The organism is Microbacterium sp. K2 (assembly GCF_051365005.1).
Classification (GTDB): domain Bacteria; phylum Actinomycetota; class Actinomycetes; order Actinomycetales; family Microbacteriaceae; genus Microbacterium; species Microbacterium foliorum_B.
In genome coordinates this window covers 1,261,732-1,275,238 of the sequence record NZ_JBLWII010000001.1, presented here as the reverse complement: position 1 = coordinate 1,275,238, position 13,507 = coordinate 1,261,732, and the positions used below count along the sequence as shown (strand labels likewise).

Below are 13,507 nucleotides of genomic sequence, written 5' to 3'. Positions count from 1 at the left end.
GCCCTCATGCGGCCACGACCTCGGGGGTGGGCTGCTTGCTGACCAGCGTGAGCACGTCATAGGTCGCGACGAGCTCGTCGGCCTGGTTGCGGATCACGGCATCCCAGCGCACCTCGCCGTACTCGTCGGTCTCGCGTGGGGTGATCTGCTTGGCGGTGAGCTCGACGCGGATCGTGTCGCCGGGAGAGACGGGGGTGATGAACCGCAGGTTCTCGAGTCCGTAGTTCGCGAGCACCGGGCCGGGCTCGGGGTCGACGAAGAGGCCGGCCGCCCACGAGACGAGCAGATATCCGTGCGCCACTCGTCCGGGGAAGAACGGGTTCGCCGCGGCGGCCGTCTCATCCATGTGGGCATAGAAGGTATCGCCGGTGAAGTGCGCGAAGGTCTCGATGTCGGAGAGCGTCACCTCGCGCGAGGCCGAGACGATCTGGTCGCCGATGCGCAGCTCCTCGAGCGACTTGCGGAACGGATGCCGGCCATCGGTGTGTGCGGCCGCTCCCGCGTGCCATACGCCGGTCAGTGCGGTGAGCATCTCAGGCGAGCCCTGCACCGCGGTGCGCTGCATGTGGTGCAGCACCGCGCGGATGCCGCCCAGCTCTTCGCCACCGCCCGCTCGCCCGGGGCCGCCGTGTACGAGGTTGGGCAGCGGTGAGCCATGGCCGGTCGATGAGCGCGCATCGTCGCGGTCGAGCAACAGCATCCGGCCGTTGAAGGGCGCGATGCGTGTGGCCAGTTCCACAGCCTGCACCGGGTCGTGCGTCGCGATGCTGGTGACGAGCGATCCGCCGCCTCGGGCGACGAGCGCTGCGGCGTCGGCGGTCGTGTCGTAGGTGAGCAGTGACGAGACCGGACCGAATGCTTCGACCGAATGTGCCGCATCGGCCTGAGGGTCGTCGAAGCGCAGCAGCAGAGGTGAGACGAACGCTCCGTCGGGAGAGAGCCCCGCGCTGCCGTCGACGAGTCGCACCTCGGGGGCATCCGTCGTCCCGACGACGATCCGTCCGCCGGCTTCTCGCAGCCTGCCCACCTGCCGCAGCACCTCGTCACGCTGCGCGGTCGAGGCGAGGGGACCCATGGTCACTCCCTCGGCGCGGGGGTCGCCCAGCACGGTCTTCTCGGTGATGCGTGCCTGCACAGCGGCGATCACGGCATCCGCCGATCCGGTCGGCACGATCGCGCGGCGGATGGCCGTGCACTTCTGCCCGGCCTTTGTCGTCATCTCGGTGACGAGCTGCCGCACGTAGGCGTCGAACTCCGGTGTGCCCTCGACGGCGTCGGTACCGAGCACGGAGGCGTTGATCGAGTCGGTCTCGGCCGTGAACCGCACGCCGCCGGTCTGAACGGACGCGTGGGCCTTGAGGCTCTCCGCAGTGGACGCGCTGCCGGTGAAGCCGACGATGTCACCGAGCCGCAGGTTCTCGAAGAGGTCGGGCACGCTGCCGCTCACCAGCTGCAGTGAGCCTGCGGGGAGCAGGCCCGATTCGACGAGGGTGCGCACCATCGCCTCGGCCAGGTAGCCGGTGGGAGTCGCGGGCTTCACGAGAGTGGGCATGCCGGCGAGGAACGCCGGAGCGAACTTCTCGAGCGAGCCCCACACCGGGAAGTTGAACGCGTTGATCTGCACGGCGACGCCGGGCAGCGTCGTGTAGACGTGGCGGCCGAGGAACGACCCGTCCTTCGAGAGCGGCTCGACCGGGCCGTCGACGTGCACGCGGCTGTTGGGCAGCTCGCGCCGCCCCTTGCCCGAGTACGAGAACAGCACCCCGATGCCGCCGTCGATGTCGACCCATGAGTCGTTCTTCGTCGCACCGGTGCGCGACGACAGGGCGTACAGCTCGTCCTTGCGCTCGGTGAGGGCGAGAGCGAACTGCTTGAGCAGCACCGCACGCTGGTGGAAGGTGAGCGCGCCGAGGCTCTTCTGGCCCACGGTGCGCGCGTGCTCCAGCGCGCCGGCGAGATCGAGGCCGTCGGTGGAGACGACGGCGACCACATCGCCCGTGGACGCGTCACGTACTTCGGTGGATCGCGCCGGAGACGAGGGTGTCCACCACTCGCCCTGGACGTAGCTCGGCAGATAGTCGGTCATCTCTCCTCGTTCCATGCGTAGAACCCTTCGCCGCTCTTGCGGCCCAGCTTTCCCTCGGCGACCATCCGTCGCAGCAGATCCGGCGGAGCGAACCGCTCGCCGAGCGTGCGTTCCAACTCGTCCGCGATGCCGAGTCTGACGTCGAGCCCGACCACGTCGGTGGTGCGCAGCGGACCCATCGGATGCCGGTATCCGAGCGTCATCGCGGCGTCGATGTCCGCAGCCGATGCGACACCCTCCTCGAGTATCCTGATCGCCTCCAGGCCGAGCATCACCCCCAGCCGCGATGACGCGAACCCGGGGGAGTCACTGACGACGATCGGCGTCTTGCCGAGGGCGTGCACCCATCCGCTCGCGCTCTCGACGACAGTCGCGTCGGTCGCTGCGCCTCGCACGATCTCGACGAGTGCCGAGGCGGGCACGGGATTGAAGAAATGAAGACCGAGGAATCGCTCGGGGCGCAGGCGACCCGCCGCCAGGTCGTCGATCGAGATCGACGAGGTGTTGCTCGCCAGAATCGCATGCTCGGGCATCACCGCCTCGGCGCGGGCGAGAGCGTCGTCTTTGAGTGCACGGTCCTCGGGCACCGCCTCGATCGCGAGGCCGACCGCGGCGAAGGCGGCGGTATCGGTGCCGGTTGTGAGGCGGCGAGTGATCTCGACCTCTTTCAGACCGGGGTCGCGTTCGACGGACCGGCGGATGCTCTCGCGGATCCGCTGCAGTGCGGCATCGGCGCTCGCCGCATCGCGTTCGACGACCGTGACGCGGGAGCCTGCGAGCAGGAAGGCGTGCGCGATGCCGGCGCCCATTCGCCCTCCGCCGAGCACGCCGACGGTCGCGGGTGCGGGGTTCGGGCCTGTCGTCTCGCGCCGTTCATTCGACGACACAGGGCGGGAGTCGCTCATCGGTTCTTCCTCTCGAGGAACGCCGTCATACGGCGGTGCTTCTCCGGCGACTCGAACAGTTCGGCCTGCAGCTCGAGTTCGATCGCGGGATGCTGAGCCCTCGGGGTGCGCAGGGCTCGCTTCGTGTGCTGCGTCGCGAGTGGGTCGTTCGTGGCGATCCGGTCGACGATCGCGTGCGCCGCCGGCAGCAGCTCGTCGGCGGGATGCACCGACGAGATCAGCCCCCACCGGAGAGCCTCGTCGGCGTCAAGCGCTCGACCGGTGAGCAGCAGCTCGCTCGCGCGTGCGTCGCCGACGATCTGGGGCAGGCGCCAGGTCGCGCCGGCCGCCGCGATGATGCCGAGTCCGGTCTCGGGGTTGCCGATACGCAGTGACGGTGTGGCGATGCGGATGTCGGCGGCGTAGGCGAGCTCGGCTCCGCCCCCGAGCGCGAAGCCGTCGATCGCCGCGATCACCGGCATCGGCAGCCCGTTGACGCGGATGAACGCCATCGCGTTGATGCCACGTCTGGCGTCATCTGCGGTGCGGTCGCGCAGCTGGGCGATGTCAGCACCGGCCGCGAAAACCCCCGACGAGCCGGTGAGGATCAGGGTGCGCGGGGTCTCTTCGAGCATCGCGCACAGGCTGTGCAGCGCGTCGATCATCTCCTGGTCGATCGCGTTGCGCTTCTCGGGGCGGTCGAGCGTGGCGACCACCCGGTCGTCCTGCTGCTCGATGCGCAGCGTCATGCGAGCCGCTCCACGATCATGGCTGTTCCCTGCCCGACGCCGACGCACATCGTGGCCAGGCCGTAGCGAGCGTCCTCTCGCTCGAGTCGGCCCAGCAGGGTCACGATCAGGCGGGATCCGCTCGAACCGAGCGGATGCCCGAGGGCGATCGCTCCGCCGTCGGCGTTGACGATCGACGGGTCGAGCCCCAGCCGGCGGATGCAGGCGAGGGACTGCGAGGCGAAGGCCTCGTTGAGCTCGACCGCGCCGAGGTCGCCGACCTGCAGGCCCGCCTTGATGAGCGCCTTCTGTGTGGCGGGCACAGGGCCGAGGCCCATGATCTCGGGAGCGAGTGCGGCCGTCGCTGACGCGACGATCCGTGCGCGCGGACGCAGCCCGTGCCGCTCGACGGCCTCGGCGCTCGCCACGACGATCGCCGAGGCTCCGTCGTTCAGCGAGCTGGAGTTGCCGGCCGTGACGACCTCGCCGCCGGCGACCACGGCGCGCAGCTTCGCGAGTGCCTCGAGGGTGGTGTCTCGCCGTGGTCCCTCGTCGGTGTCGACGATTCCGCGGCCCGTCTCGACCCCGACGATCTCTTCGGCGAACCGCCCCGCATCGACCGCGGCGACGGCCCGCTGATGGCTCTGCAGCGCGAAGGCGTCGGCATCCACGCGGCTGATCCCGTCGACGCGAGCGACCTCCTCCGCGGTCTCGGGCATCGAATAGGTGGCTTTGTCGCGTGCGGCCAGGCGGGGGTTCGTGAATCGCCAGCCGATCGAGGTGTCGAACGCCGCACCGGGCTTGGCCCACGCCCTCTCGGGCTTGGCCTGCACCCAGGGCGCTCGGGTCATGGATTCGACGCCGCCGGCGACGATGAGGTCGGCGTCGCCTGCGCGCACAGCGTTCGCGGCGAGTGCGATGGCCGACATCCCCGAGGCGCAGAGGCGGTTGACGGTCAATCCGGGGATCGAGTCGGGGAGACCCGCGAGCAGCACGGCCATGCGGGCCACGTTGCGGTTGTCCTCGCCGGCCTGGTTGGCCGCACCGAGGATGACCTCGTCGATCGCCTGGGCGGGGATCCTCGATCGGGTGACGGTCTCGCCCACCACGAGGGCTGCCAGATCATCGGGGCGGATGCCGGCGAGTGCGCCTCCGTAGCGCCCGACGGGGGTGCGGACCCCGTCGACAAGATAGGCCTCGGACATCGTCATCCTCTCGATCGCCAACGCTGGCGATAATTTCAGACCGATCGGTCAGGAATACGATCTCAGATCCTCGGGCGGATGGCAACTCATCGGGACTGACAGACTTGGGCCATGGTGCAGCTCGGATTCGACGCGCCGGCCCCCAAGCGCGGCCGGCCAGGTTATGACCGTGAGCAGGTGCTCGCGGTCGCCGTCAAGGTGTTCAACGAGCAGGGCTATGACGCGACCAGCGTCGCCGACCTGAGCGCCACGCTGGGGCTGACCAAGTCGGCGCTCTACCACCACTTCGAATCCAAGTCCGCGATCCTCGAGCTCGCGCTCGACGACGCCCTCGACGCTCTCGAGGCCGTCGTGGACGACGCGACGGCGCGGCATCCGCTCGCCTCCGATCGCCTGCGCTCGATCATCCGCGGAGCGGTGCGGGTGCTGACCGAGAAACTGCCCTCGGTCACGCTGCTGCTGCGTGTGCGCGGCAACGGCGAAGTCGAGACCTCTGCGCTCGTGCGCCGGCGCGCGTTCGACCAGCGGGTGACGGCGATCGTCGCCGAGGCGCAGGCCGAGGGGCTGATCCGTGACGATGTCGACGCGGCGGTCGCGACCAGGCTCATCTTCGGCATGATCAACTCGGTCGTCGAGTGGTATCGCCCTGGCGGGCCCGTCGACCCCGATGAGCTCGGCGAGGACATCCTGCGAGTGAGCCTGGACGGACTGCAGTCGCGGTCGGCCGACTAGTCGTCCGCCGGAGCCACCCGGGGTGGCCAGCTGGTCGCTCCGAGCTCCCGTGAGATGTTGCGTGCTGTCTCTCGGAGCGCGTTGAGCACGGCGTCGGAGGCGGGGGCCTGCGATGTCGGCATCACGACCGCGACGGCGGCGACGATGTCGTTCGAGGCGTCGGCGACCGGTGCGGCGACCGACGATTCTCCGAGCACGGCCTCGTCGGTCTCCGGCGCGCTGCCGCGCTCGGCGATCGCGGGGAGCTCGAGCATCAGCCTCGCGATGTCGGTGATCGTGTCGCCGGTGAGGCTGGGCAGCGGCCGCTCGAAGACCGTGCGCTGAAAACCGAGGTCGTATGCGAGCAGGACTTTTCCCATCGCCGAAGCGTGCGCGGGAATGGCGACGCCGGTCTCGAGCATCTGCTGGCTGTCGTCGGGCCGCAGATCGTGGTGGATCACGAGCACCTCGTGGAAGTGCGGAGCGCCGAGCCGCACGGGCAGGTTCGTCCGCCGAGCGAGCTCCTGTGTCCACCGCATCGCCCGAGCCCTGACGTCGAGCGTGTCGAGGTACACGTTGCTCAGCTTCAGCAGTGTGGGGCCGAGCATGTAGCGCTGTCCACCACGTTCTTTCGCGACCAGCCCGTGTTCCCGAAGCGACTTGACGATGCCGTGCACGGTCGACGGCGGAAGGCTCAGCGCGAGAGAGAGGTCAGTGATGCCGAGGTGGCGCGCGCCCTGCAGCAGCTCGAGCACTTTGGCTGCGCGATCGATGGCCTGGATCACGGTGCGTCCTCCCTCCCGGTTCGTCATCGAGCCGGGTAGTCATGTCGAGTGTCCGAGTCGATCTTGACAACTCGACTGCGCCCGAGCATATTCGACATTGACGAATAACTTTCCAATATTGCGAAAGATCGCCACCGCAGAGATCAAGGGAGATCGAACGATGAAGAAGCTCATCAACAACCCCGCCGATGTGCTGGTCGAGTCGCTGCGAGGCGTCGCCCTCGCGCATCCCGAGCTGTCGGTCGACCTGGAGACGCACGTGATCACCCGCGCGACGCCGAAGGCGCATGGCAAGGTCGCAGTCGTCTCCGGTGGCGGGTCAGGACACGAGCCGCTGCACGGCGGATATGTGGGGGTGGGCATGCTGGACGCCGCCGTCGCGGGTGAGGTGTTCACCTCACCGACTCCCGACCGCGTGCAGGCGGCGACCAAGGCGGTGGACCGCGGCGCCGGCGTGCTGCACATCGTCAAGAACTACACCGGTGACGTGCTGAACTTCGAGATGGCCGCAGAGCTCGCGTCGATGGAGGGCATCGAGGTCGGCACCGTGATCGTCGACGACGACGTCGCCGTGCAGGACTCTCTCTACACGGCCGGGCGTCGTGGCGTCGGGCTGACCGTGCTGCTCGAGAAGCTCGTCGGTGCGGCGGCTGAAGAGGGGCAGGATCTGGCCGCGGTCGTCGAGCTCGCGAAGCGCATCAACAGTCAGGGCCGCTCGATGGGGATGGCGCTCACGAGCTGCACGGTGCCGGCCGCCGGCAAGCCCACGTTCGATCTGCCCGATGACCAGATGGAGATCGGCATCGGCATCCACGGCGAACCCGGTCGGCATCGGGAGCCGCTGGCGCCGGCATCCGAGATCGCCCGTCAGCTCGTGGAGCCGATCCTCGCCGACCTGGATGCTGCCGGACCAGCGATCGTGATGCTCAACGGCATGGGTGGATCGCCCTTGATCGAGCTGTACCTGATGTACGGCGAGGTCGTGTCGCTGCTCGAGAAGGCGGGGGTGCAGATCGCCCGCAACCTGGTCGGCGACTACATCACCTCACTCGACATGGCCGGTTGCTCTCTCACCGTGCTGAAGGCCGACGACGAGCTGCTGCGGCTGTGGGATGCCCCGGTGAACACGCCCGGCCTGCGGTGGGGAGCATGATGGCGGCGATCGACACTGCGGCGCTCACCGATTGGATCCGACGGTTCCGTGACGTGATCGCGGAGAAGCGCGATTGGCTGACAGAGCTCGACTCGGCGATCGGCGACGCGGACCACGGCGCGAACATGGCCCGTGGCATGGATGCAGTCGTGGCGAAGCTCGACGCCGGTGTTCCCGAGACGGTCGACGAACTGCTCAAGGCGGTCGGCATGACTCTCGTGAGCTCGGTCGGAGGTGCCAGCGGACCGCTCTACGGGACGCTGTTCCTGCGGATGGGCATGGCGGCCGGGCCTGTGATCGAGCTGGACGCCACCGGTCTCGCAGCCTCGCTGCGAGCGGGCCTCGACGGGATCGTCGCTCGGGGCAAGGCCGAAGCCGGCGACAAGACCATGTTCGATGCGATGGCGCCGGCGGTGGATGCGCTCGACGCGGCGATCGCGGGCGGGGCGGATCTCGCAGCGGCGGCGACGTCGGCGGCTGCGGCTGCGGCTGCCGGGCGCGACGCCACGGAGCCCCTCGTGGCGCGCAAGGGGCGCGCGAGCTACCTCGGTGAGCGCAGTGCCGGACACCTGGATCCGGGTGCGGCATCGACGACGCTGCTGTTCGAGGCGCTCGCCCAGGCCACCGCGGAATCGTCCTGATGATCGGCATCGTCGCCGTCTCCCACAGCGCTCGACTCGGGGAGGCGGCCCTCGAGCTTGCCCTGCAGATGGTGCGGGGTGGGGGAGTGCGGGTCCTGGTGGCGGCGGGTGCGGGAACGGATGCCGACGGCGCTGCCATCCTGGGGACCGATGCCCTGGCCGTCGCGGCGGCCATCGACGACTTGTCGGCCGACTGCGATGGTGTGCTCGTGCTGATGGACCTGGGGTCGGCGGTGCTGAGCGCTGAGCTCGCGCTCGAACTGCGGATGAGCGACGTCCCCGTTCGCCTCACGCCCGCGCCGTTCGTGGAAGGGCTGCTCGCCGCAGTCGTCTCTGCGGCGGCCGGCGGATCGCTCGAGGTCGTGGCGGAGGAGGCGTCCGCTGCTCTGAGCGCGAAGAGCGGCCAGCTCGGCGGGCCGGACGAACCCGCCTCCGCCGCCGCGCCGGCACTCGCGCGGAGCGACGAGGCGACGCGCGTGGTCACCGTGCGCAACCCGCTCGGCATCCATGCTCGTCCGGCCGCACTGATCGCCGAGGGCTCCGCAGGAACGGATGTGCGACTCACACGGCTGCCGGACGGACCCGAGGCCGCGGCCGCCAGCCTGTCACGGCTGCTCATGCTCGGGGCCAGGCAGGGCGACGAGGTGCAGCTCTCCGCGACCGGGGCGGATGCCGAGGCCGCCCTCGATCGACTCGTCGCGCTGTTCGACGATGGTTTCGGCGAAGGAACCGACGCCGCATCGCCCCCGGAAGAGATCGTGCAGACGCGATCGACGGATTCGCCGACGACGGCAGCGCTCGTGGAGTCCGGAACGGTGCTGAGCGGGCGAGGTGTGAGCGCAGGGCGGGTCGCGGCGCAGGCCGTGCTGCTGGCTGCACCGCTCGACGAGCCCGACCCCCGCATGACGGTCGATGCCAGTGAGCGCGAGAGCGAGGTGTCGGCGATCGAGTGGGCAGCCGTGGCGGTGGCTGACCAGCTGCGCCGCCGCACGTCGAACGCGACCGGAGAGGCGCGGGCGATCCTCGATGCCTCACGCCTGCTCGCCTCCGACCCCGAACTCGTCGCCGATGCGACGGTGCTCGTTCGATCGAAGGGACGCACCGCCGCGCGCGCCGTGTGGGAGGCGGCCGTCGCGCACGAGAAAGGGCTCCGGGCTATGGGCGGCCGGATGGCCGAGCGCGCCGCCGACATCCGCGACGTCCGAGACCGGATCATCGCCGAGATCCTCGACGTCGAGATGCCGGGTGTTCCTGAACGCGATGAGCCTTTCGTACTCGTGGCCGTCGATCTCGCGCCCGCCGACACTGCCGCCCTGGAGGGCGGCAACTGCGTCGCGCTCGTGACCGAGCAGGGTGGGCCCACGTCTCATACCGCGATCATCGCCCGCTCGCTCGGCATCCCCGCGGTGGTCGGAGCGGCCGGGGCGACGGGCATCGCACCGGGTGCCCACGTGCTCGTCGACGGAGAGCGGGGCACGGTCGAGGTCGACCCGAGCAGTACCCGGATCGCCGAGGCGAAGGCTGCGGCGATCGTCGTGCCGTTCGACGGAGAGGGCGTGCTCGCGGATGGGCGCCCGATCGCACTGCTCGCCAACGTCGGCGGTGCGGCCGAAGCGGTGACTGCTGCTGCGTCGAAGGCCGAAGGAGTGGGTCTCTTCCGCACCGAGTTCTGCTTCCTCGACCGCGTCGACGCACCGTCGGTGGACGAGCAGGTCGAGGCCTACAGAGGCGTCCTCGCGGCGTTCCCCGGCCGGCGGGTCGTCGTGCGCACGCTCGATGCGGGCAGCGACAAGCCACTGCCGTTCGCCAATGCGGATGCCGAGGAGAATCCGGCTCTCGGAGTCCGCGGTCTGCGGATCGCGCGGCGTTCACCCGGGCTGCTCGACGATCAGCTGCGGGCACTCGCGCTCGCGGCGGACGCGGAGTCGGCGCTCGTCGAGGTGATGGCTCCCATGGTGGCGACCGTCGACGAGGCGCGAGACTTCGCAGACCGTGCGCGGGCTGCCGGACTCGAGAAAGTGGGAGTGATGGTCGAGACGCCCTCCGCCGCACTCCTCGCCTCCGAGATGCTCGAGGTCGTCGACTTCGTCAGCATCGGGACCAACGATCTCGCTCAGTACACGCTCGCGGCGGATCGCCTGCTGGGGGAGCTGGGCGATCTGAACGATCCGTGGCAGCCGGCCGTCCTGCGCCTGATCGGCCAGGCAGGTGCGGCGGGGCGCCGGTGGAACCTGCCGGTGGGCGTATGCGGAGAGGCCGCTGCCGATCCGACTCTCGCTGCAGTGCTCGTGGGCCTCGGGGTCACGTCGCTGTCGATGACGCCCCGTGCGCTGGGTCGCGTCGCGGCGGCGCTGGCAGCTGTCACGGTCGAGCAGTGCGATGCGGCCGCGGAGGCGGTGCTGCGAGCCGCGACGGCGGCCGATGCCCGCGCCGCTGCTTCTGCCGTGCTCAGCGGGGACTGAAGGGTTCACGTCGTCTGATCAGGCGGATATATGCGATCTTCGGCATGCTCTTCCTCTCGTTCTGATCTCGACATGCGCGCGCCCCTGGTCGAGGGTGCCGCAGCGCCTTAGGCTCCGGGGAGGGGGCGCCCGCAGCGGCGCATGACGAGTCGGAGGATGCACATGACTGTCTTCACCACGTGTCGAGCGCGAATGATGCTCGCATCGATCGGGATAGGCGCGCTGGTCGCCCTGAGCGCCTGCGCCCCGACTCCTCAGGCCTCGTCGTCGCCCTCGCCCTCGCCGTCTCCGTCGACCGCATCCCCAGAGCCCTACGCCGGACCGATCGTGTTCGTCGGAGACGAACTCGACCCGTTCGCGCTCACCCCTGAGGAGATCGTGCGGATCGTGCCGGAGGCCACCGACGTCGGTGATCCTTCGCCGGTGCTCGAGCAGGTGTCGGATGGCGGAAGTCTCCCTGCGGATCCGCCGATCTGCGATGCCCTCTACGCCGAGCAGTCGCTCGGCAGCGTGGGGGCGAGAACGGTCGAATGGCAGGTGCCGACGGATCCTGCCAACGGGTTCGGTCGGATGACGATCATGCAGTTCGCTGACGAGGCGCAGGCCGAGGGGCGAATGGATCAGCTGCTCCAGGCTGCCGAGCAGTGCGCCGAGTTCGCCAAAGAGGGAACCGTCACTTTCGATGCCGTGATTCCCGAACCCTCCGAGGACGTCCGAGCCTTCGCGGGGTCGTTGGTCGATGCGGGGCTCGACTGGCGGTCTTTCGACGCATTCGCGTCGACCGGCAACGTGATCGTGCAGCTCTGGCAGCCCTTCAGCGGTGACCGCGACTTCGACGCCGAAGCCGCCGCCCTGCTGCTGCAGACCCGCGCCGGTGAGGCGAGGTCGGAACTGATCGACGAGCTCACCGAGAACCCGCCTGTCGCCGAGACCGATCCGTCGGGAGACCCCGGAGCCGTGTGGAGCGAGTGGCAGATCGGTGTCGGCGGGGTGGGTCCGCTCCGCCTCGGCGACTCGGTCGACGCCGCTCTCTCCAAGGCGGGCGAGGACGCGCAGGTCATGGAGCCGGAGTACGACGGCGGACCGTGGAGGCTCGTCGCGCCCGGGGGCGCGGGGTCCATCCTGGTGCAGCCCGTCGATGCCGGTGACGCGGTGTCGTCGATCACCGTCGGCAGCGATCGCAGCCTCGATGAGTCGGTCGACGACGGAGCGGCGCTGCCGCACCGGGGAGACATCCGCCTCGGCGCTCCAGTGGCGGATGCGATGGCCGCCTACCCCGGGGGCACCGTCGTCGATGTCGTGGCGGCCGGCGATGACTACTACGCCGTCACGACGCGCGACGGTCAGGTCTTCCGTTTCCAGGCCGACCGCGACGTCGTCGAAGAGGGTTCGAAGATCGTCGGCATCACGGTCGAGGACGCCACCGCCCGCACGGGTCTCGTCTTCGGCTGATCGCAAAGGGCCGGTCGTGTGACCGACCGGCCCTCTGATTGCACCGCAGACGGGTCCGTCAGGCCCGCAGGTCGACGCCCTTCGTCTCTTTCACCATCGACACTGCGATGAGCGAGATCACTGCCGCGACGGCGATGTAGATGCCGATCGTCCAGGCCGCCTGGAACTGATTCAGCAGCGTCTCGGCGATCATCGGTGCGAAGGCTCCGCCGAGGATGGCGCCGAGCGCATACCCAATCGAGACGCCCGAGTACCGGACGTTGGCGGGGAACATCTCGGCGTAGAGGGCGGCCTGCGGACCGTAGGAGAGCCCGAGTGCGAACGTCATCACGAACAGGGCCACGAAGTACCAGAAGATGTTCGCCGTATCGATCAGGAACCACATCGGAACCGCCCAGAGCGCGAGTGCGATGTAGCCGATCTGGAAGGTGCGGACCCGCCCGAGCCGATCGGACAGGTGACCGCCCCAGAGCGTGAAGATGAGCCACCCGAAGGATGCGAGGGTCGTCGCCAGCAGCACAGGAGGACGCTCCATGCCGAGTGCGGTGACGGCGTAGGTGGCGAAGAACGCGATGAGCAGGTAGCCGGCGGCGTTGTTTCCGATGAAGATGAGCGCGGTGAGCACGACCTGTTTGGTGTTCTTGCGGAACAGGCGACCCAGCGGTGCGGAGGCCTCCTGCCGGCGACGGCGGAGATCCTCGAAGACGGGGCTCTCGTCGACCGCGCGCCTGATCACGTAGCCGACGGCGATCAGCACGATCGACATCAGGAACGGGATGCGCCATCCCCACTCGAGGAACGCCTCGGGCGACATCGAGCTCGTCAGTACCCAGAGCGTCGCTGTCGCCAGGATCATGCCGATCGGAACGCCGATCTGCGGGAAGGCGCCGAAAAGTCCTCGCCGGCCCGTCGGGGCGTGCTCGACGGCCATCAGTGCCGCCCCGCCCCATTCGCCGCCGGCGGAGAACCCCTGCAGGATGCGGAGCACGATGAGCAGGATCGGAGCGGCGACGCCGATCGCCGCGTACGTCGGAAGCACACCGATCAGCGCTGTGGAGAGGCCCATCATGACGAGCGTGAAGACCAGCATCTTCTTGCGGCCCAGCTTGTCGCCGAGGTGTCCGGCGATGATCGCCCCGAGGGGGCGGAAGAGGAAGGAGATGCCGATGGTGGCGAAGGACAGGATCTGTGCGAATCCCGGATTCTCCTGGGCGATCGGAGCCAGGAAGAGCGGGGCGAGCACGAGACCGGCGGCCTGCGCGTAGATGAAGAAGTCGTACCACTCGATCGAGGTGCCGACGAGCGTTCCGGCGAGGACCCGGCGTTCCTCGTTGGGCATTCTCGTCCTCGAGGTGCGTGCGGAGACTGTTGACGTCATGCGAACTCCATTGTTCTGCGGT

At 69.2% G+C, this 13,507-nt stretch carries 11 protein-coding genes; 5 read left to right on the top strand and 6 right to left on the bottom strand.

What is annotated here, in order from left to right:
* Positions 1-4 precede the first annotated feature (4 nt).
* The 4 genes from paaZ to ACLKOY_RS06335 are packed head-to-tail and all read right to left on the bottom strand — an operon-like array spanning position 5 to position 4,903.
* Positions 5-2,101 carry a phenylacetic acid degradation bifunctional protein PaaZ gene (gene paaZ / locus ACLKOY_RS06350; protein WP_436452896.1) on the bottom strand — a complete coding sequence of 699 codons (2,097 nt, stop codon included), beginning with the start codon at positions 2,099-2,101 and terminating at the stop codon, positions 5-7.
* Positions 2,083-2,991 carry a 3-hydroxyacyl-CoA dehydrogenase family protein gene (locus ACLKOY_RS06345; protein ID WP_436452895.1) on the bottom strand — a complete coding sequence of 303 codons (909 nt, stop codon included), beginning with the start codon at positions 2,989-2,991 and terminating at the stop codon, positions 2,083-2,085. The genes paaZ and ACLKOY_RS06345 overlap by 19 nt, the downstream gene beginning before the upstream one ends.
* A complete protein-coding gene (locus ACLKOY_RS06340; protein WP_436452894.1) occupies positions 2,988-3,719 on the bottom strand; it encodes an enoyl-CoA hydratase/isomerase family protein in 732 nt (243 codons plus the stop codon). Before ACLKOY_RS06340 ends, ACLKOY_RS06345 begins: the two co-directional genes overlap by 4 nt.
* A complete protein-coding gene (locus ACLKOY_RS06335) occupies positions 3,716-4,903 on the bottom strand; it encodes a thiolase family protein (RefSeq protein WP_436452893.1) in 1,188 nt (395 codons plus the stop codon). Before ACLKOY_RS06335 ends, ACLKOY_RS06340 begins: the two co-directional genes overlap by 4 nt.
* A gap of 111 nt (positions 4,904-5,014) precedes the next feature.
* Between ACLKOY_RS06335 and ACLKOY_RS06330 the strand changes: the two genes are divergently transcribed.
* Positions 5,015-5,635, top strand: coding sequence for a TetR/AcrR family transcriptional regulator (locus ACLKOY_RS06330; RefSeq protein ID WP_436452892.1), 621 nt, complete (start codon positions 5,015-5,017; stop codon positions 5,633-5,635).
* On the opposite strand, the gene ACLKOY_RS06325 is transcribed toward ACLKOY_RS06330, so the two are convergent.
* Entirely contained in the window at positions 5,632-6,426 is a 795-nt protein-coding gene (locus ACLKOY_RS06325; RefSeq protein ID WP_436452891.1) for an IclR family transcriptional regulator, read from the bottom strand. The two genes, ACLKOY_RS06330 and ACLKOY_RS06325, sit on opposite strands and share 4 nt — an antisense overlap.
* Before the next feature lie 133 nt (positions 6,427-6,559).
* Here ACLKOY_RS06325 and dhaK point away from each other — a divergent pair, with 133 nt between their 5' ends.
* From dhaK to ACLKOY_RS06305, 4 genes are all read left to right on the top strand, one after another.
* On the top strand, positions 6,560-7,552 hold the full coding sequence (gene dhaK, locus ACLKOY_RS06320) for a dihydroxyacetone kinase subunit DhaK (RefSeq protein WP_436452890.1): 993 nt from the start codon (positions 6,560-6,562) through the stop codon (positions 7,550-7,552).
* Positions 7,552-8,193, top strand: a complete 642-nt coding sequence (dhaL, locus tag ACLKOY_RS06315) for a dihydroxyacetone kinase subunit DhaL (RefSeq protein WP_436452888.1) — start codon at positions 7,552-7,554, stop codon at positions 8,191-8,193. Before dhaK ends, dhaL begins: the two co-directional genes overlap by 1 nt.
* Entirely contained in the window at positions 8,193-10,655 is a 2,463-nt protein-coding gene (gene ptsP / locus ACLKOY_RS06310; protein ID WP_436452887.1) for a phosphoenolpyruvate--protein phosphotransferase, read from the top strand. Before dhaL ends, ptsP begins: the two co-directional genes overlap by 1 nt.
* A gap of 162 nt (positions 10,656-10,817) precedes the next feature.
* Positions 10,818-12,107, top strand: coding sequence for a hypothetical protein (locus tag ACLKOY_RS06305; RefSeq protein ID WP_436452886.1), 1,290 nt, complete (start codon positions 10,818-10,820; stop codon positions 12,105-12,107).
* A 58-nt stretch (positions 12,108-12,165) separates the two neighbouring features.
* On the opposite strand, the gene ACLKOY_RS06300 is transcribed toward ACLKOY_RS06305, so the two are convergent.
* Positions 12,166-13,485, bottom strand: a complete 1,320-nt coding sequence (locus tag ACLKOY_RS06300; RefSeq protein ID WP_436452885.1) for an MFS transporter — start codon at positions 13,483-13,485, stop codon at positions 12,166-12,168.
* Positions 13,486-13,507: the final 22 nt, after the last annotated feature.